Here is an 18,409-nt window from a genome sequence, read left to right on the forward strand (position 1 = left end):
TCCACGGGACCGCGGCGGGTCGCCGGCACCGAGCGGGCACAGACCCCTGTTGCCCGGGAGTTGAGTGCGCTAGACTCAAGTTAGCTGAACTGCCCGGCCGCATCTACTGGTGATCGGCGCCGGGCCGGTTCGTCCCCCATCCGTTCCAGAACGTCCCTCGCCAAGGAGCCGCAGTGGAGACCAAGTTCACCACCAAGTCCCAGGAGGCGCTCTCCGCCGCCTCCACCAACGCCTCGACCGCGGGCAATCCGCAGGTCGAGCCCGCCCACCTCCTCAAGGCCCTCATGGACCAGCGGGAGGGCGTGGCCGTCGCCGTCCTGAAGGCCACCGGGGCCGACGTCGACGCCGTCTCCGCGCAGGCCAGCGCCGCCATCAAGGCCCTGCCCTCCGCGTCCGGCTCCTCCACGGCCCAGGCCCAGTTCAACCGGGGCGCGCTGCAGGTCATCCAGGCCGCGGAGCAGTTCGCCCAGTCCCTCGGCGACGAGTACATCTCCACCGAGCACCTCCTGTACGGCCTCGCCCAGCAGGAGGGGAAGGTCGGGGAGATCCTGCGGGGCGCGGGCGCCGGACCCGACCAGCTGAGGACCGCCGTCCCGTCCGTGAGAGGAGACCGCCGCGTGACCACACCCAACCCCGAGGGCACCTTCCAGGCGCTCGAGAAGTTCGGCGCCGACCTGACCGCCATGGCCCGCGAGGGCAAGCTGGACCCCGTCATCGGGCGGGACTCCGAGATCCGGCGCGTGGTGCAGGTGCTGTCCCGCCGCACCAAGAACAACCCCGTTCTGATCGGCGAGCCCGGCGTCGGCAAGACCGCCGTCGTCGAGGGCCTCGCCCAGCGCATGGTCGCCGGGGACGTCCCCGAGTCGCTGCGCGGCAAGACGCTGATCTCCCTGGACCTCGGGTCCATGGTGGCCGGCGCCAAGTACCGCGGCGAGTTCGAGGAGCGGCTCAAGGCCGTGCTCGAGGAGATCAAGGACTCGGAGGGGCAGATCGTCACCTTCATCGACGAGATCCACACCGTGGTCGGCGCCGGCGCCGCCGAGGGCTCGATGGACGCCGGGAACATGCTCAAGCCCATGCTGGCCCGCGGCGAGCTGCGCCTGATCGGCGCGACCACCCTGGACGAGTACCGCGAGAACATCGAGAAGGACGCCGCCCTGGAGCGCCGCTTCCAGCAGGTCTACGTCGGCGAGCCCTCCGTGGAGGACACCGTGGCGATCCTGCGCGGGCTCAAGGAGCGCTACGAGGCCCACCACAAGGTGCAGATCGCGGACGCCGCGCTCGTCGCGGCGGCCACGCTGTCCAACCGGTACATCCCGGGCCGGCAGCTGCCGGACAAGGCCATCGACCTGGTCGACGAGGCCGCCTCGCGGCTGCGCATGGAGATCGACTCCGCGCCGGAGGAGATCGACCAGCTGCGCCGCGCCGTCGACCGCCTGACCATGGAGGAGCTCGCGCTGGAGCGCGAGACCGACCCCGCGTCCGTCGAGCGCCTCGCCGCGCTGCGCCAGGAGCTGGCCGACAAGAAGGCGGACCTGGACGCCCTCAACGCCCGGTGGGAGGCCGAGAAGGCCGGCCTGAACCGCGTCGGCGACCTCAAGGAGCGGATCGACAACCTGCGCTCGCAGGCGGAGATGGCCCAGCGCCAGGGCGACCTCGCGGAGGCCTCCCGGCTGCTCTACGGCGAGATCCCGGCGCTGCAGAAGGAGCTCGACGCCGCCCAGGAGCAGGAGGACACCTCCGCCCCGCACGACACCATGGTCTCCGAGGAGGTCACGGCCGACGACGTCGCCGAGGTGATCTCGGCCTGGACCGGCATCCCCGCCGGGCGCATGCTCCAGGGCGAGACCGAGAAGCTGCTGCACATGGAGGAGGTGCTCGGGAAGCGGCTCATCGGACAGCACCGGGCCGTGCAGGCCGTCGCCGACGCCGTGCGCCGCTCGCGCGCCGGCATCTCCGACCCGAACCGGCCGATCGGCTCCTTCCTGTTCCTGGGTCCCACCGGCGTGGGCAAGACCGAGCTCGCGAAGTCCCTCGCGGAGTTCCAGTTCGACGACGAGCGCGCGCTGGTGCGGATCGACATGTCCGAGTACGGGGAGAAGCACACGGTCTCCCGGCTGGTCGGCGCCCCTCCGGGCTACGTCGGCTACGAGGAGGGCGGCCAGCTCACCGAGTCCGTGCGGCGCCGCCCGTACTCGGTGGTCCTGCTGGACGAGATCGAGAAGGCCCACCCGGACGTCTTCGACATCCTGCTGCAGGTGCTCGACGACGGCCGGCTCACCGACGGGCAGGGACGCACGGTGGACTTCCGCAACGTGATCCTGATCCTCACCTCCAACCTGGGCAGCCAGTTCCTGGTGGACCAGACCATCGAGCCGGAGGCGAAGAAGCAGGCGGTGATGAACGTGGTCAACGCCTCGTTCAAGCCCGAGTTCCTGAACCGGCTCGACGACGTGATCCTGTTCGACCCGCTGTCCACGTCCGACCTGTCGAAGATCGTGGACATCCAGGTCGCCCAGCTCGCCGAGCGCCTGGGCCAGCGCCGCCTGCGCCTGGAGGTCACGCCCGCGGCCACCGAGTGGCTGGGCCTCACCGGCTACGACCCGGCCTACGGTGCCCGGCCGCTGCGCCGGCTGGTGCAGCGGGAGATCGGGGACAAGCTCGCCAGGGCGATCCTCTCCGGGGCGGTCGTGGACGGGGACGCGGTCCGGGTGGACGTCGACGCCGACGTCGTGGCGGACGGGCTCACCGTCACCGCCGTGTCCGAGCGGGCGCACGCCGCGGACTGAGCTGCGGGGCGCGCCGCCGGCCGGCGGGTCGCCGTCGGGGAGTCCCGGCGACGGCCCGCCGCCGGGGCTCCCGGACCGCGTTCCACCCGCCTCCCGTGAGGTTGCCGACAGTCCACCGCGCCGGTCCCGGGCCGGGCGCAACGGGCTGACAAACCATGTACCCTGGTCTCACGAACCATTCATACGACATTTCCGGGGCCGTACTCTGTGCCAGAGTGCCGCCGTCCGGACCAAGAGACAGAGGGGGTCACGCCATGGGGCGCGGCCGTCAAAAGGCGAAGGCGACACGGCAGGCGCGGGAGATGAAGTACTTCAGCCCGCAGACCGACCTCACGGCACTCCAGCGGGAACTGCGCGGCAGCGAGCAGATGCCCCCGCTGCGGGAGCCGGTCCAGGAGACCGTCGAGGAGGACGAGGACGACTACTCGGCCTACGTCGACAAGTACGCCGACGACTACGACGAGGACTTCCGCCGGTAGCCACCGGGAACTCCGCTCGTCTCCACCGCACGACGCAACAAGGTGCCCGTCCAGGACGAGCACCTTCTTCGCGTCCCCGCGAACAGCGAACGCCCCGCCGGCCGGCGGGGCGTTCGCTGTTCCTCCGGGGCTCTGCGGGCCGGATCAGCCCGTGTAGGCGTTGACCATGCGCACCGCGCCGCCGTCCACGCCCTTGGCGCCCTGCACCCAGTCGGGCCCGCCGTGGTCCGCGTCCGGGTCGATCCCGTCCACGGTGCCCATGACCCACGAGGGCAGGCCCCGGGCCGTGAGGTGGGCCACGGCGGCGTCGGCCGCCGACGGGTCGACGATCGCGACCATGCCCACGCCGAGGTTGAGGGTCCGCTCGAGGTCGGGGAGGGGGACGTTGCCGAGCTGGCTGATCAGCTGGAAGATCGCGGGCAGCTCCCAGGTGCTGCGGTCCACCGTGGCCTCGAGCCCGGCGGGGAGCACCCGGGCGAGGTTCGCGGCGAGGCCGCCGCCGGTCACGTGGCTGAAGCCGCGGACACCGCGGCCCGTGGTCCGGTCCGCGCCGTTCACGGGGAAGGCGGCGGCGAGGTCGAGGACGTCGGCGGCGTAGACGCGGGTGGGCTCCAGAAGCTCCTCGCCCAGGGTGCGGCCGAGCTCCGAGACCTGCCGGTCCAGCGACCACCCGGCCACGTTGATGACCTTGCGGACCAGGGAGTACCCGTTGGAGTGCAGGCCGGAGGAGGCCATGCCGATGACCACGTCGCCGGCGCGCACGCGGTCCGGGCCCAGCAGCTCGTCGGCCTCGACCACACCGGTGGCGGCCCCCGCCACGTCGTACTCGTCCGGGGCCAGCAGGCCCGGGTGCTCCGCGGTCTCGCCGCCGACCAGGGCGGTGCCGGCCTGCTCGCAGGCCGCGGCGATGCCGCGCACGATGTCCGCGATCCGCTCGGGCACCACGCGGCCCGTGGCGATGTAGTCGGTCATGAACAGGGGCTTGGCGCCCACCACCACGATGTCGTCCACGACCATGCCCACGAGGTCGAAGCCGATCGTGTCGTGCACGTCGAGGGTCTGGGCGATCGCCACCTTGGTGCCCACCCCGTCGGTCGAGGTGGCGAGGTAGGGCTTGCGGTAGGTGAGCAGCTCCGAGACGTCGAACAGTCCCGCGAACCCGCCGACCCCGCCGATCACGTTGGGGGTGTGCGTGGCCTTGACCGCGCTCTTCATGAGCTCGACGGCGCGGTCTCCCGCCTCGACGTCCACGCCCGCGCTGGCGTAGGTGACGGTGCGGTTCGTGGAGGAGGGGGGCTGGGCCATGTCAGGCGTCCTTCGCGGTCTCGGGCTGGGCGGCGTGCTGGGATCCGGGCCCGGCGGGCCCCGTGGTCGTGCGGGCGGCGGGGACCCGGTCCTCCGGCAGGATGAGGTCCTCGAGGTCGGCGTCGGGCCCGGGGTCGCACCCGGTGGAGGTCTCCTGGACGCCGGGGTCCTCGTCGGAGATGCTGGTGCGCTCGGCGGGCCGGCGAGAGAGGCCGTCCGTGGCCGAGGGGCGGGTGTCGATGGACACGGCGGAGGCATGCTCCGGCCGCTGCGCCACGGCGGATCCGCCCGGGGCGCGGCGGGGCGAGGAGTCCACGGGCGTGCGGGCCTCGAAGACGTTCTTGCCCAGCTTGTCGGCGTCCGGCAGCCGGGTGGGGTACGTCCCGGAGAAGCACGCGGTGCACAGCTCCCCGCGCTCCTGCAGGGTGGCCGCGATCATCCCGTCCTCGGAGATGTAGCCGAGGGAGTCCGCGCCCAGGGACGCCCTGATCTCCTCGACCCCGAGCCCGTTGGCGATCAGCTCCGCGCGGGAGGCGAAGTCGATGCCGTAGAAGCACGGCCACTTGATGGGCGGGGAGGAGATCCGCACGTGGATCTCGGCGGCCCCGGCCTCCCGCAGCATCCGGATGAGGGCCCGCTGGGTGTTCCCGCGCACGATCGAGTCGTCGATGACCACGAGCCGCTTGCCCGCCACCACGGACTTCAGGGGGTTGAGCTTGAGCCGGATGCCCAGCTGGCGGATGGTGTCCGAGGGCTGGATGAACGTTCGTCCCACATAGGCGTTCTTGACCAGGCCGTTGCCGAACGGGATGCCGGACTCCTCGGCGTAGCCGATGGCCGCGGGGGTCCCGGACTCCGGGGTGGGCATGACCAGGTCCGCGTCGATGCGGTGCTCCCGGGCCAGCCGGCGGCCCATCTCCACGCGGGACTCGTACACGGAGCGGCCGTTGATGGTGGTGTCCGGGCGGGCCAGGTAGACGTATTCGAACACGCACGCGGCGCGGCGGGTCTCGGCGAAGCGCTGGGAGCGCAGGCCGTGCTCGTCGATCACCACGAACTCGCCGGGCTCGATCTCCCGGACCAGGGACGCGCCCACGATGTCCAGCGCCGCGGTCTCGGAGGCCACCACCCAGCCGCGCTCGAGCCGGCCGAGGACCAGCGGCCGGATGCCCTGCGGGTCCCGGGCGGCGTAGAGGGCGTTCTCGTCCATGAACGCCAGGCAGAAGGAGCCCACGAGCTGGGGGAGCAGGTGCATGGCCGCGTCCTCCAGGGAGCCGTGCGGGTGCTCGGCCAGCAGCGCGGTGACCAGCGCGGTGTCCGTGGTGTTGCCCTGCGCCATCTCCCCCTGGGAGGGGAAGCCGGACTTGTCGATCAGCTTCTCGTAGAGCTCCGCCGAGTTGGTGAGGTTGCCGTTGTGCGCGAGCGCCACGGTCCCGTGCGGGGTGGCGCCCAGCGTGGGCTGGGCGTTGGCCCAGTGGGACCCGCCCGTGGTGGAGTACCGGCAGTGGCCCACGGCCAGGTGACCGGTCAGGGTGGTGAGGGTTGCCTCGTCGAAGACCTGCGAGACGAGGCCCATGTCCTTGTACACCGCGATGCGGTTGCCGTCGCTCGCGGCGATGCCGGCCGACTCCTGGCCGCGGTGCTGCAGGGCGTAGAGGCCGTAGTAGGCCAGTTTCGCGACCTCCTCGCCGGGGGCCCACACGCCGAACACGCCGCACGCGTCCTGGGGGCCCTTCTCTCCGGGGAGCAGGTCGTGGCTGAGTTGTCCATCAGGGCGAACCACGTCGATCAGCCTTCTCTCGAGCTTCGGGGGTCGGTGGGCCGGGGCGCGTCGCCCGGCGCCCCGGACGGGGCGTCGTCGTCCCCGTCCACGACCTCGGTGGTGACGGCCCGCGCCCGGGCCACGGAGACCCGGTCCAGCACGAGGGCCAGGACGGCGCCGGCCGCCAGGCCCAGGACCGTGCAGACGGAGACCATGAACAGGGTCACGGCCCCCTGGGTGAACTCGGCGCTCCCTCCGCCGGACAGCCCCACGAGCACGCCCACCACGGCGCCGAGCACGCCGCCGAGCAGGACGAACGCCCAGATGTTCGGGGCGCGGCGCAGGGTCATCTGCTGGCTGCCGGAGGCGGCCAGCGGCACGGCCGTCCGCACCCGGCGGCGCCGGCGCGGGAGCTTCCGCGGGGACGGGCGCGCGGAGGGGGAGGAGGGAGTGGAGCTCATGCCCTCAAGGCTACCGGGGAAACAGGGGGAGGGTGTCCGCGAGATCGGTCCTTGTGCCCGAGGCCACAGCGGCGCCCGAGGCGACGGCCTCCGGCCAGGTCACGGCCCCCGTCACCAGGCCGAGCCACGTGCGGGCGTCGGTCTCGACGACGTTGGGCGGGGTCCCGCGGGTGTGCCGGGGACCGGCCACGCACTGGGTCACGCCGAAGGGCGGGACGCGCACCTCCACGCTGTTGCCGGGCACCCGCTCGGCGAGCTCCTCGAGGGTGTAGCGCACGGCGGTGGCCACGGTCCGGCGCGGGGTGCCGTCCGGGTCCGCGCGCCAGGCGCTCAGGGCCAGGGTCCCGTCCGCGGGGTCGACGCGGCGGCGGGCCACGGCCTAGTCCTGCCCGAGCGCCCGGACCAGCTCCGGGCCGAGCAGCTCCAGGAGGGGGTCCGCCAGGCGCAGCCGGCCCACGGGGCGGGACCCGCCCATGACCGGGCGCACCACCTGCCCGATCACCGCGGCGGCCGCCGCGGCGGGCACGGCCCCGGCGTGGGCGAGCAGGGCGAGGCCGATGAGGGCGTTGGCGCGGGATCCGCCGTCGAGGACCTTGAGCGCCACGGACCACCCGGTGCGGGTGCCGAGCGCGAGCACGCCCTCCGCGCCGAGCTTCGCCACGACGTCCAGCTCCTCCATGACCACGGTGTTGTACCTGCCCCGCCCGTGCACGAGCTCCGGGTAGTCGAGCATGCACTGGGAGACCGTGGCGGCGCGGGCGTCGGCGTCGAGGTTGCCCGCGGCCCGGCCCAGCGTCGAGTACGCCCGGGCGAGGCCGGTCAGGGAGATCGCCGCGAGGGGGGCGCCGCACCCGTCCACGCCCACGTGGGCCACGCGCTCGCCGGAGAACTCCTCGACGGTCTCCAGCACGGTCCGCTGCAGGGGGTGCTCGGGGTCCAGGTAGCTGTCCGTGGGCCAGTCGTTCTCGGTGCAGGCCCACAGGAACGCGGCGTGCTTGCCGGAGCAGTTCATGCAGATCCGGCTCTTGCCGCGGCCGGCCCGCACGAGCTCCGTGCGGACCTCCTCGTCCTCGGGCCAGTCGGGCGGGCACTGGAGCGCGTCCTCGGTCAGGCCGGCGGCCGTCAGGATCGAGCTCACGGCGTCGAGCTGCTCGAAGGAGCCGATGTGGGACGCGGAGGCGATGGCCACCTGGGCCCCGCGCAGGGGGACGCCGGCCTTCATGGCGGCGATGGTCTGGAACGGCTTGAGCGTGGAGCGGGGGAAGATCGGGGTGCCGATGTCGCCCAGTTCGACGGCCACGGCCCCGTCCGGTTCCAGGACCACGGCGGAGCCGCGGTGGCGGGACTCGACGAAGCCGCTGCGCTCGAGCACGGCGAGGTCCACGGCACGGTCCGAGGTGAAGGTCTGCATCGCCCCAGTATGTCAGCGGGGACGGGAATTCCCGGCGGGTCCGAGGCCGTGCCCGCATGCCGGGAACGATGTGCCACTTCCCGGTGCCGCCAACTAGCCTGAGGGCGTGAAGGTTCTGGTACTGGGCCCCGGAGGCCGCGAACACGCAATCATCCGCGCACTGCTGGCAGATCCCGAGGTCGAGCAGGTGCACTGCGCGCCGGGCAACGCCGGGATCGCGCAGCTCGTCCCGGTGCACGCCGTGGACGCCGACGACCCCGCCGCGGCCACCGCGCTGGCGCGCGAGCTCGCGGTGGACCTCGTCGTCGTCGGCCCCGAGGCCCCACTGGTGGCCGGGGTGGCCGACGCCCTGCGCGAGGCCGGCTTCCTCGTCTTCGGTCCCTCGCGGGCCGCGGCACGGCTCGAGGGCTCCAAGGCGTTCGCCAAGGAGGTCATGGCCTCCGCGGGGGTGCCCACCGCGATGGCGCGGGTCGCGACCACGGAGGAGGAGGCCGCCGACGCCCTCGACACCTTCGGCGCCCCCTACGTGGTCAAGGACGACGGGCTCGCCGCCGGCAAGGGCGTGGTCGTCACCGCCGACCGCGCGGAGGCGCTCGAGCACGCCGCCGCCTGCTTCGCCGCGGGCGGGAGCGTGGTGATCGAGGAGTTCCTCGACGGGCCCGAGGTGTCCCTGTTCGTGCTGACCGACGGCTCCCGCGTGATCCCCCTGAGCCCCGCGCAGGACTTCAAGCGGATCCACGACGACGACGAGGGCCCCAACACCGGCGGGATGGGCGCCTACACGCCGCTGCCGTGGCTGCCGCAGGGCTTCGTGGAGGAGGTCGTGGAGCGCGTGGCCCGCCCCACGGTCGACGAGATGCGCCGCCGCGGCACCCCGTTCGTGGGCGTGCTGTACTGCGGGCTGGCCGTGACGACCCGCGGTCTGCGGGTCATCGAGTTCAACGCCCGGTTCGGGGACCCCGAGACCCAGGCCGTGCTGGCCCGGCTCACCACCCCGCTCGGGCGGCTGCTGCACGACGCCGCCGCCGGGCGCCTCGACGAGGCCGAGCGGCTGCGCTGGCGGCCCGAGACGGCCGTCGCGGTGGTCGTCGCCGCCCAGGACTACCCGGACAGCCCCCGGAAGGGCGACCCGATCGGCGGGCTGGAGGACGCCGAGGCGCTCGAGGGCGTGCACGTGGTCCACGCCGGCACCGCGGTGGCCCCGGAGGGCGAGCACGCCGGCCGGATCGTCTCCGCCGGCGGGCGGGTGCTCGCCGTCGTCGCCCTCGGCGCGGACCTCGACGACGCCCGCGAGCGCGCCTACCGGGGCGTGGCGCTCGTGGCGCTCGAGGGCTCGCAGCACCGCACCGACATCGCGCTGAAGGCCGCCCGGGGGCTGGTCACCGTTCCCGGCGCCTCCGCCCCCCGTCCCCGTCAGGAGCAGGCATGAGCGAGCAGGGCACCGTCACCACCCCACCCGAGATCCCCGGGTGGAGGCACATCTACTCGGGCAAGGTCCGGGAGCTCTACGTCCCCGACGAGTCGCGGCTGCGGGCCACGGGCGTGGCCATCTACGACGACGCCGAGTACCGGGCCGGCTCGGTCCTGGTGCTGGCCACCGACCGGATCAGCGCCTTCGACGAGATCCTCCCCACGGAGATCCCGGACAAGGGCAAGATCCTGACGCAGCTGTCCCTGTGGTGGTTCGAGCAGCTCGCGGCCGTGCCCAACCACGTCCTGTCGACCGACGTGCACGAGTCCGTCCGGGGGCGGGCCGTCGTCTGCAAGAACCTGTCGATGTTCCCCGTCGAGTGCATCGCGCGCGGCTACCTGACCGGTTCCGGCCTCAAGGACTACCGGGAGACCGGCGAGGTCTGCGGGATCGAGCTGCCCCCGGGGCTCGTGGACGGCTCCCGGCTCGCCGAGCCGATCTTCACCCCGACCGGCAAGGCGGAGGTGGGCGAGCACGACCTCCCCATCACCTTCCAGGAGATGGCCGACGGCGTGGGCCACGCGGTGGCGGACCGGCTGCGCGAGCTGACCCTGGAGATCTACACCGCCGCCGAGCGGATCGCCCGCGAGCGGGGGATCATCGTGGCGGACACCAAGGTGGAGTTCGGCCTGGACTCCTACCGCGGGGCGATCACCCTCGGGGACGAGGTCCTCACCCCGGACTCCTCCCGCTTCTGGGACGCCGAGACCTACGAGCCCGGCAAGGCCCAGCCCTCGTTCGACAAGCAGTACGTGCGGGACTGGCTGCGCTCGGACGAGTCCGGCTGGAACGGGACCGGCCCCGTGCCCCCGCTGCCGGAGCAGGTGGTGGAGCGGACCCGCGCGCGCTACGTCGAGGCGTTCGAGCGGCTCACCGGCCGCACCTTCGACCCGGACGGCAACTTCTTCGAGGTGGCCGGTCCGCTCGAGTACTGACGCCGGCGCCGGGCGGCGTCAGGCGCCGGGGGAGTCGGGCGTCCACAGGGCGCGGCCCATGTCCACGCGCACGAGGTGCCGGTCGTCCTCCCGCAGGGGAGTGCCCTCCTCGCGGTACCGGTCCCGGGCCTCGGCCTGCAGGTGGTCGGCGAGGGTGCCCTGCACGGTGACCACCCGCCACCACGGGAGGTCCGCGCCGGTGGGGTTGCGCGCCATGAGCGTGCCCACGAGGCGTGCGGAGCGGCACTCCGCGAGCTCCGCGACGTCCCGGTAGGACAGCACCCGGCCCGGGGGGATGGCGGCCACGACGTCCCCCACGCGCCGTGCCAGGCCGGGGTCCGGCTCGGCGCGCTCGGTCACAGGGCTTCCCTGCGGTCCACCGGCAGGCACACGTCGAGGACCCACTGGCCGTCCGCGGCACCGCTCTCGGCGTGGCCGCCCAGCAGGGAGACGCGTTCCGTGATGCCCCGCAGGCCGAGTCCCGAGGACATCTCCGAGGAGTGGTCGCCCGTGTGCTGGGTGCTGCGCGGCATGGGGTTCGCCACGCGCAGGCACAGCTCGTGCTCGTCCGCCGTCACCTCGATCCGGCAGCGGGACCCGGCCGGGGCGTACTTGATGATGTTGGTGACCGCCTCCTGCAGGATGCGGGCGGCCGTACCGCGCACGGTGGTGGGCATGGCCTCGAGGTCGCCCGTGATGACCACCTCCGGCTCGAAGCGCAGGTCCCGCAGGCTCGCCGCGAGGGACGTGACCACGTGCTCCAGGCTGCCGATGGACAGGCCGGCGCCCGTGACGTCCCGCGGGTGCTCGCCCTCGTTCTCGTTGCGCAGCAGACGGAGCATGACCCGCAGCTCGTGCAGGGCCGAGCGCGCGGCGCCCTCCACGGTCTCGAGGACCTGGTGCAGCTCGCCGACGTCCCCGGAGCGGCGCCGGCTCATGGTCTGCATCGTGATGAGGGTGAGCTCGTGGGCGACGACGTCGTGCAGGTCGCGGGCCAGTGCCTGTCGCTCGTCCTCCCGGAGCCGCACATTGAGGATCTCGAGGTCCCGGACACGCTGTTCGCTCTTGCGGCGCTGCAGCCGGAAATGGCGGATCCCAGCTCCGGCCAGCGCGGCAACAAGGATGGGGATAAACAGATTCCAGAATACGGCGCCACTGGCGCCGTCTTCTCGGAGGGCCGTGGCCATGACGATCCAGACAATGTAGACGACGAAATGCGCCGCAATGAACCGTGCCGTGGCCGTGGCGACCACGGCGGCCGTCACCACCAGCGCGGTGATGATCACCGCACCGAAGTTGTCGATGAGGACGGACGTGATCAGACAGCTCATCGATGCGACGCTGGCCCAGGTGGCCCGCCAGGCCACGAGGCCCATGACGGCGTAGGCCAGGACGCCGTCCAGCGCATAGATCATCTCGCTCGGGGCCGAGCCGGTGAAGGTCGTCCTCAGGTGGCCCATATCGTCGAACAGCGAGCCGATCGCATAGACGACGAGCACCGCGGACAGCCACCAAGCGACTGGCTCGGCGTAGAAGAACGATGTCTTCCGGGCTGTTCGCGGTGCGCGCTCTATCAATGCAGCTACATCAGTCACAAGGACAGTGATACAGCATCAGCAGATGGCGGGCCACCATCCGCACACGACGTAACGCGGCGCGGCGTTCGCCGGAGCGAGGGGGACGGCCACCAGGGTGGTCGCGACGAGGGCTGCAGCGAGGGCGCTGGTGATCTTCTTCTTCACGGGAGGCTCCTTGGATCACGAGGACAGCACCGGATCGGGGGGTTGCGGCCGGGGTGGGGGGAGAGATCTCCCAGTCGCGAGGGGGGTGTGCTGCCCTGGTAACTCCCATTTTGCCAACGTTAACTGGACGAGCCTATCGACCTTTGTCCAGACCATTTGTGACTTTTGTCGAATATGACGTGTTGCACTTTGGGGGACAGGAAAAAATAGACTGTGCAAGTGACTGATTGCAGAGTGCTTGTCGTGGACGACCAGCCGTTGATGCTGGAGGCCCTGAAGTCCTTCTTCTCGGCCGAGCCCGGTTTCGAGGTGATCGGGACCGCCGCCAACGGACGCGAGGCCGTGGACCGATGTCTGGCGATCGACCCGGACGTGGTGCTGATGGACATGAAGATGCCCGTGATGGACGGGATCGAGGCCACCCGGGAGATCACCTCGCGCAGTCCCCGCTCCAAGGTGCTGGCGCTCACGACGTTCTCCACGCTGGAGTTCGTGGTGCCGGCCCTCCGGGCCGGCGCGGCCGGATATCTCGTCAAGGACGCCCGGCCCGACGAGATCATCGACGCCGTGAACCAGGTGCGCAACAACGAGATTGCACTCTCCCCGGCGATCGCCCGCGCGCTCGCGGACAATGTCATCTCCGTGCCGGACCAGCAGCAGCCGGCGCGGTCGGCGGACAGCGGCCTGCGCTCCCTGCTGACCGACCGGGAGATGGAGACCGTGACGCTCCTGGCCCAGGGTCTCAGCAACCGGGAGATCGCCGAGCAGATGCACGTCTCCGAGGGCAGCGTGAAGGCCTACCTCGGGCGGGTCTGTGAGAAGTTCGGCGTCCGCGACCGGGTGCAGGCGCTGATCAAGGCGTACCAGAGCGGGCTCGTCGATCCGCAGCTGCGCGATCTCTGAGTCTGGGGCCCCGTCTGCAGTCCCGGTCCGGACGGAAGTCCAGGAAAGTTGTAGACGAAAGTGCATTCATCTGCATTAGCAAACCCGGCATAGTGATCAGTGCGAGCAGAGAAGAAAAGTCGGTGGATGAGTGAGAGACATCCCTACGGCGCACGGCCCAACCCCCCATGAGGCCGAGCCCCGGACCGGATGGTCCACCGACCTGCTCACGGTAGGGGGCCGCCCCGGGACAGTCCCCCCTGGACCCGGGATGTGGCCGCGCAAGGCCTGGATCACCTTGCACCCCCCCCTCGGCCGATGGCCCCCTACCGTGCAACATCTGCTCCGCATACCTGGCAGACGAGAACGGCCCCACCGGAACCGGTGGGGCCGTTCTCGTGCGTCCGGGGCCTCTGCCGGGTCGTTCCGCCGGGCCCGGGGGTCGGAGCCCTCAGGGTCGTCCGGTCACGCCCGCCGGTCCTGCCCCTCCTGAGCGGCGACGCTGTGGCCGAAGAACCAGGTGATGTGCTCCCGCAGTGCGGCGGCGGCGTCCTCGCCCCGGCGCTCCTGGAAGGCGCGCAGGATTTCTCGGTGCTGCTCCTGCAGGGTGCGGCGCACCTGCGGCCAGTCGTCCAGACCGGCGACGGTCTCCTGCACGTACCCGATGGTGGCCTGGCGCAGTGAGGTCATGATCGTCTCGACCACCACGTTGCCGGCCAGGGAGGCGAGCAGGATGTGGAACTGCGCGTCGTGGGCGTGGAAGTGCTCGTCCGGCAGGTCCGGGTCCTCCATGGCGGCCACGAGCTCCGCGGCGCGCCCGAGCACCGCCGCCCGCCACGGGGTCTCCGCCGCGGCGGCCGCCTCGCGGGCGGACTGGGTCTCGAGCAGCAGCCGGGTCTGCACGAGGTCCCGCACCGGCAGCGACCGGTTGGCCACGTGCATCCGCAGCGCCCACCCGAGCGCGGCCGAGGGCTCCGCGATGACGATCGCCCCCGCGTTCGGCCCGGACCCGGTCGACGAGCGGACCAGTCCCATGGCGTCGAGGATCCGGATCGCCTCCCGCACCGAGGCGCGGGAGATGCCGAACTCCTCGGCCAGGTGGCGTTCCCCGGGCAGCTTGTCGCCCACCGAGATCTCGCCCGTGCGCAGGCGCTCCTCGAGCCAGTCGAGGACGACGGTGTACATGCGTGCGGCTGCGGGCACGGGGGGCTCCTCAGAGGGTGGGCGGGACGCGGACCAGTCTAGGGAGGCGGCGGGGCCCCGCCGGACCGATCGGTCCAGCGGGGCCCCGGGGCGTTGTGCTCAGGAGGTCGGGAGCATCCAGGCCAGCACGTTGGACTGCAGGAACACCAGGGTGCACAGCAGCAGGAGCAGGCCGAGGGACCACCAGATGACCGAGCGGAAGATGGCGGACTCCTTGCCCTCCATGCCCACCGCGGTCGCGGCGATGGCCAGGGACTGCGGCGAGATCATCTTGCCCACCACGCCGCCGGAGGTGTTCGCCGCCGTCATGAGGTGCGGATCGAGGCCGGTGCCCTCGGCGGCGGTCTTCTGGAGGTTGGAGAACAGTGCGTTGGCGGAGGTGTCGGAGCCGGTGACCGCGGTGCCCAGCCAGCCGAGCACGGGGGAGAGGAACGCGAAGGCCGCGCCGAGACCGGCCACCCAGGTGCCGATCGAGATGGTCTGGCCGGACGTGTTCATGACGTAGGCCAGGGAGAGCACGCTCATGATGGTCAGGGCGGAGAAGCGCATCTTCCAGAACGAGCGCCCGATCTCCGCCACGGCGTTGCCCACCGAGAGCCTGAAGCGGCCGTTGCCGTGGAACACCGAGTAGATGACGGCGACGAGCAGGCCTGTGATCAGCAGCAGCGTGCCCGGGCTGGAGAGCCACTGGAACTTGTAGATGGTGCTCGTGACGGGCTCGCCGGCTGCGTTGAGGAGGTGTCCGTGCAGGCCCGGCCAGGGGATGGAGATGTCGGTGGCGGCCAGGGCCCCCGGGATGCTCACGCCGAGGGTCCACAGCTTGGCCAGACCGAAGACCGCGACCACCAGGACGTAGGGCAGCACGGCCATCCACACGCGTGCCGGGGTCAGCCCTTCGGGCGCGGGAGGCTTCTCCACGCCGAGGCGGGTGCGGACGGCGTCGGCGCCCTTGGGGCGCCAGAAGCGCAGGAGGATCACTGCGGCGGCCAGGCCGGTGAGGGAGGCAACCACGTCGGTGAGCTCGTAGGAGAAGTACGTGGCGCACCACCACTGGGCGACCGCGAAGGAGACGCCGATGACCAGCGCGGCCAGCCACGCCTCCTTGAGCCCGCGCACGCCGTCGATGATGAACAGCAGGATGAACGGCACCATGACTGCGAAGAACGGCGCCTGGTGGCCGACGACCGCGCCGATCCGCGCGGGATCCAGGCCGGTCAGCACGCCGGCGGTGGTGATCGGGATGGCGATCGCGCCGAACGCCACGGGCGCGGTGTTGGCGATGAGCACCACGGTGGCCGTCTTCAGGGGCTTGAGCCCCAGCGCCAGGATCATGGTCGCGGTGATCGCGACGGGCGCGCCGAAGCCGGCGAGGGCCTCGAGGAGGCCGCCGAAGCAGAACGCGATGAGCACGGCCTGGATGCGCAGGTCCCCGCCGCCGATGGTGTCGAAGATGGTCCGCAGGTCCTCGAAGCGGCCGCTGAGGACGGTCACCTGGTAGAACCACAGCGCCATGACCACGATCCACACGATGGGGAACAGGCCGTAGACCGCGCCCTGGGTGGCGGAGAGCAGCGTGAGGGAGAGCGGCATGCCGAAGGCCAGGACGGCGACGACGATCGCCGCCAGCAGCGCGGTGGCGCCCGAGACGTGGGCGCGGGCCTTGACGCCCAGCAGCATGACGAAGAACGTGAGCAGCGGGATGGTGCCGACGAGGGCGGAGAGCGCGACGCTCCCGCCGACGGCATCGGTCATCGCGGTAAAGGTGGTCACTCGGACTCCCAGGGACGGGGACGGACGGAACGGTGCGTGACCGGCCGGGAGCGCGTCACGGCTATGGTCGGACCACAATGGTCTGACCACGAAGAGTACATGAGCCACGTCACACGGCCAACCGCTCTCCCGAGGTGGCGCGATCGTTGCGCCGGTCGATTGTGTGACGGGGTTCACCGGTCTAGCATGGTCAGACCACAGGCGGCCCGGCGTCGTCGTCCCGTCTTCCCGCTCCCGACTCCGGAGGTCGCATGAGAATCGCCCTGTTCGCCACGTGCATCGTGGACGCGATGTATCCGCGGGTCGCGCTGGCCACCGTGCGGGTGCTCGAGCGGCTCGGCCACGAGGTGGTGTTCCCGCCCGGCCAGGGCTGCTGCTCCCAGATGCACGTCAACAGCGGCTACTTCGACGACGCCCTGCCCGTGGTCCGCAACCACGTGCAGGCCTTCTCCGCCGCGGACTACGACGTCGCCGTGGCGCCGTCGGGCTCCTGCGTCGCCTCCCTGGGCCACCAGCAGCCGATGATCGCCCGCGCCGGCGGGGACGAGGCCCTCGCCCAGGAGGCCGCGGCCGTCGCCGCCACCACCTACGAGCTCTCGCAGCTGCTGACCGACGTGCTCGGCGTCCGCGACGCGGCCGCGCAGCTCGGCTCCTGGTTCCCCCACCGGGTGACCTACCATCCGTCCTGCCACGGGATGCGGCTGCTGCGCCTGGGGGACCGGCAGAAGGACCTGGTCGCCTCGGTCGGGGACATCGACTTCGTGGAGCTGCCCGACGCCGAGGAGTGCTGCGGCTTCGGCGGGACCTTCTCGTTCAAGAACCCGGACGTCTCCGCCGCGATGGCCGAGGAGAAGATCGACAACATCGTCTCGACCGGGGCCGAGCTGTGCACCGGGGGGGACGCCTCCTGCCTGATGCATCTGGGCGGGGCCATGGCCCGCCGGGGAACGGGTGCGGGCACCGTCCACTTCGCCGAGATCCTCGCGTCCACCCGCGAGAACCCGCTCGAGGTCTCCGGGCCGGTCGAGCTGTCCATCCCGGGGCCGGGGGCGCGCCGCACGGCGTCGTCCTCGGCCCCCCGCACGACCGGAGGAGCTCGATGAGCCGCACGGCCCTGGGCATGCCCGCCGTCCGCCCCGTCCACGGCCAGGGGAACCTGCACGCGCAGACCGCGTTCCCCGCCGCGGCGAAGGCCGAGATGGGCAACACGCAGATGCGCGCCAACATCCGCCACGCCACCCACACGATCCGCGGCAAGCGCGCCGCGGTGACGGGCGAGCTGCCCGACTGGGAGGAGCTGCGCTCCGCCGGCTCCGCGATCAAGGAGCAGGTCATGGCGAACCTGCCGCACCTGCTCGAGGAGTTCGAGCGCAACCTCACGGCCCGCGGCGGCACCGTGCACTGGGCGCGCGACGCCGAGGAGGCCAACCGGATCGTCACCGAGCTCGTGCAGGCCACCGGGTCCACCGACGTCATCAAGATCAAGTCCATGGCCACCCAGGAGATCGGCCTCGAGGAGCACCTGGCCGGCCACGGGATCACCGCCACGGAGACGGACCTGGCCGAGCTGATCGTCCAGCTGGGCCACGACAAGCCGTCCCACATCCTGGTCCCGGCGATCCACAAGAACCGGCACGAGATCCGCGACATCTTCCTGGCCGAGATGGCCGAGACCGACGAGACGCTCACGTCCGAGCCCCGGGACCTCGCCGAGGCCGCCCGCACCCACCTGCGGGAGAAGTTCCTCTCCACCTCCGTGGCGGTCTCCGGGGCGAACTTCGGCGTGGCCTCCACCGGGACGCTGACCGTGGTGGAGTCCGAGGGCAACGGCCGCATGTGCCTGACCCTGCCCGAGACCCTGATCACCGTGATGGGCATCGAGAAGATCGTGCCCACCTTCCAGGACCTCGAGGTGTTCCTGCAGCTGCTCCCGCGCTCCTCCACCGGGGAGCGGATGAACCCCTACACCTCGATGTGGACCGGTGTGACACCGGGGGACGGCCCCCAGAACGTGCACGTGGTGCTCCTGGACAACGGCCGCACCGCGGTGCTCGACGACCCCGCCGGGCGCTCGGCGCTGCACTGCATCCGCTGCTCGGCGTGCCTGAACGTCTGCCCGGTCTACGAGCAGGCCGGCGGTCACGCCTACGGCTCCACCTACCCGGGGCCCATCGGGGCGATCCTCTCCCCGCAGCTGAC

17 protein-coding genes are annotated in these 18,409 nt (G+C 71.9%); 7 read left to right on the top strand and 10 right to left on the bottom strand.

Going from position 1 to position 18,409, the window contains the following annotated elements; genetic code table 11:
• Positions 1 to 173 precede the first annotated feature (173 nt).
• Positions 174 to 2,789: an ATP-dependent chaperone ClpB gene (clpB, locus tag CK505_RS04735; RefSeq protein WP_017832576.1), complete on the top strand. Its 2,616-nt coding sequence runs from the start codon at positions 174 to 176 to the stop codon at positions 2,787 to 2,789.
• Between the two features lie 254 nt (positions 2,790 to 3,043).
• Positions 3,044 to 3,268 (top strand): DUF3073 domain-containing protein, encoded by a 225-nt coding sequence (locus CK505_RS04740; protein ID WP_031282554.1) that lies wholly within the window; start codon positions 3,044 to 3,046, stop codon positions 3,266 to 3,268.
• Between the two features lie 144 nt (positions 3,269 to 3,412).
• Here the strand turns inward: CK505_RS04740 and purM are convergent, their stop codons facing one another.
• From purM to CK505_RS04765, 5 genes are read right to left on the bottom strand one after another with little or no spacing between them, the layout of a single operon-like run.
• On the bottom strand, positions 3,413 to 4,573 hold the full coding sequence (gene purM / locus CK505_RS04745) for a phosphoribosylformylglycinamidine cyclo-ligase (RefSeq protein WP_095650388.1): 1,161 nt from the start codon (positions 4,571 to 4,573) through the stop codon (positions 3,413 to 3,415).
• A 1-nt stretch (position 4,574) separates the two neighbouring features.
• Positions 4,575 to 6,356, bottom strand: coding sequence for an amidophosphoribosyltransferase (gene purF / locus CK505_RS04750; protein WP_095650389.1), 1,782 nt, complete (start codon positions 6,354 to 6,356; stop codon positions 4,575 to 4,577).
• Between the two features lie 5 nt (positions 6,357 to 6,361).
• Positions 6,362 to 6,796, bottom strand: coding sequence for a hypothetical protein (locus tag CK505_RS04755; protein WP_017832572.1), 435 nt, complete (start codon positions 6,794 to 6,796; stop codon positions 6,362 to 6,364).
• Positions 6,797 to 6,806: 10 nt separating this feature from the next.
• Positions 6,807 to 7,172: a sterol carrier family protein gene (locus tag CK505_RS04760; protein WP_095650390.1), complete on the bottom strand. Its 366-nt coding sequence runs from the start codon at positions 7,170 to 7,172 to the stop codon at positions 6,807 to 6,809.
• 3 nt (positions 7,173 to 7,175) lie between these two features.
• On the bottom strand, positions 7,176 to 8,207 hold the full coding sequence (locus tag CK505_RS04765) for an asparaginase (protein ID WP_095650391.1): 1,032 nt from the start codon (positions 8,205 to 8,207) through the stop codon (positions 7,176 to 7,178).
• 106 nt (positions 8,208 to 8,313) lie between these two features.
• Here CK505_RS04765 and purD point away from each other — a divergent pair, with 106 nt between their 5' ends.
• Together purD and CK505_RS04775 are read left to right on the top strand one after the other, a co-directional pair.
• Positions 8,314 to 9,636 (top strand): phosphoribosylamine--glycine ligase, encoded by a 1,323-nt coding sequence (purD, locus tag CK505_RS04770; RefSeq protein WP_095650392.1) that lies wholly within the window; start codon positions 8,314 to 8,316, stop codon positions 9,634 to 9,636.
• Positions 9,633 to 10,613: a phosphoribosylaminoimidazolesuccinocarboxamide synthase gene (locus CK505_RS04775; protein ID WP_095650393.1), complete on the top strand. Its 981-nt coding sequence runs from the start codon at positions 9,633 to 9,635 to the stop codon at positions 10,611 to 10,613. The genes purD and CK505_RS04775 overlap by 4 nt, the downstream gene beginning before the upstream one ends.
• Before the next feature lie 18 nt (positions 10,614 to 10,631).
• On the opposite strand, the gene CK505_RS04780 is transcribed toward CK505_RS04775, so the two are convergent.
• The 3 genes from CK505_RS04780 to CK505_RS18810 all read right to left on the bottom strand — a co-directional run bounded on the left by CK505_RS04780 (position 10,632) and on the right by CK505_RS18810 (position 12,355).
• Positions 10,632 to 10,973 carry an MGMT family protein gene (locus CK505_RS04780; protein WP_095650394.1) on the bottom strand — a complete coding sequence of 114 codons (342 nt, stop codon included), beginning with the start codon at positions 10,971 to 10,973 and terminating at the stop codon, positions 10,632 to 10,634.
• Positions 10,970 to 12,112 carry a sensor histidine kinase gene (locus CK505_RS04785; protein WP_095650395.1) on the bottom strand — a complete coding sequence of 381 codons (1,143 nt, stop codon included), beginning with the start codon at positions 12,110 to 12,112 and terminating at the stop codon, positions 10,970 to 10,972. Before CK505_RS04785 ends, CK505_RS04780 begins: the two co-directional genes overlap by 4 nt.
• A gap of 114 nt (positions 12,113 to 12,226) precedes the next feature.
• Positions 12,227 to 12,355 carry a hypothetical protein gene (locus tag CK505_RS18810; protein WP_255250889.1) on the bottom strand — a complete coding sequence of 43 codons (129 nt, stop codon included), beginning with the start codon at positions 12,353 to 12,355 and terminating at the stop codon, positions 12,227 to 12,229.
• Positions 12,356 to 12,574: 219 nt separating this feature from the next.
• On the opposite strand from CK505_RS18810, the gene CK505_RS04790 reads away from it, so the two are divergent.
• Positions 12,575 to 13,258 (top strand): response regulator transcription factor, encoded by a 684-nt coding sequence (locus tag CK505_RS04790; RefSeq protein WP_095650396.1) that lies wholly within the window; start codon positions 12,575 to 12,577, stop codon positions 13,256 to 13,258.
• 444 nt (positions 13,259 to 13,702) lie between these two features.
• On the opposite strand, the gene CK505_RS04795 is transcribed toward CK505_RS04790, so the two are convergent.
• Together CK505_RS04795 and CK505_RS04800 are read right to left on the bottom strand one after the other, a co-directional pair.
• Positions 13,703 to 14,422 (bottom strand): FadR/GntR family transcriptional regulator, encoded by a 720-nt coding sequence (locus CK505_RS04795; RefSeq protein ID WP_095650397.1) that lies wholly within the window; start codon positions 14,420 to 14,422, stop codon positions 13,703 to 13,705.
• 117 nt (positions 14,423 to 14,539) lie between these two features.
• Complete coding sequence (locus tag CK505_RS04800; protein ID WP_031282543.1) at positions 14,540 to 16,210, bottom strand: L-lactate permease; 1,671 nt, start codon at positions 16,208 to 16,210, stop codon at positions 14,540 to 14,542.
• 251 nt (positions 16,211 to 16,461) lie between these two features.
• Here CK505_RS04800 and CK505_RS04805 point away from each other — a divergent pair, with 251 nt between their 5' ends.
• Both CK505_RS04805 and CK505_RS04810 read left to right on the top strand, forming a co-directional pair.
• The gene (locus CK505_RS04805) at positions 16,462 to 17,313 is read left to right on the top strand and encodes a (Fe-S)-binding protein (protein WP_095650398.1); all 852 of its coding nucleotides are present in this window, start codon (positions 16,462 to 16,464) and stop codon (positions 17,311 to 17,313) included.
• The coding region (locus CK505_RS04810; RefSeq protein ID WP_095650399.1) for a lactate utilization protein B at positions 17,310 to 18,409 on the top strand (1,100 nt) is incomplete at its 3' end. The genes CK505_RS04805 and CK505_RS04810, both read left to right, overlap by 4 nt.

The organism is Kocuria sp. WN036 (assembly GCF_002287015.1).
Lineage (GTDB): Bacteria > Actinomycetota > Actinomycetes > Actinomycetales > Micrococcaceae > Kocuria > Kocuria rosea.

Bases quoted from the DNA above. Each gene is read 5' to 3' on its own strand.
- CK505_RS04740 (WP_031282554.1), top strand. From the start codon at position 3,044: ATGGGGCGCGGCCGTCAAAAGGCGAAGGCGACACGGCAGGCGCGGGAG.
- purM (WP_095650388.1), bottom strand. From the start codon at position 4,573: ATGGCCCAGCCCCCCTCCTCCACGAACCGCACCGTCACCTACGCCAGC.
- CK505_RS04755 (WP_017832572.1), bottom strand. From the start codon at position 6,796: ATGAGCTCCACTCCCTCCTCCCCCTCCGCGCGCCCGTCCCCGCGGAAG.
- CK505_RS04765 (WP_095650391.1), bottom strand. From the start codon at position 8,207: ATGCAGACCTTCACCTCGGACCGTGCCGTGGACCTCGCCGTGCTCGAG.
- CK505_RS04775 (WP_095650393.1), top strand. From the start codon at position 9,633: ATGAGCGAGCAGGGCACCGTCACCACCCCACCCGAGATCCCCGGGTGG.
- CK505_RS04795 (WP_095650397.1), bottom strand. From the start codon at position 14,422: ATGTACACCGTCGTCCTCGACTGGCTCGAGGAGCGCCTGCGCACGGGC.
- CK505_RS04805 (WP_095650398.1), top strand. From the start codon at position 16,462: ATGAGAATCGCCCTGTTCGCCACGTGCATCGTGGACGCGATGTATCCG.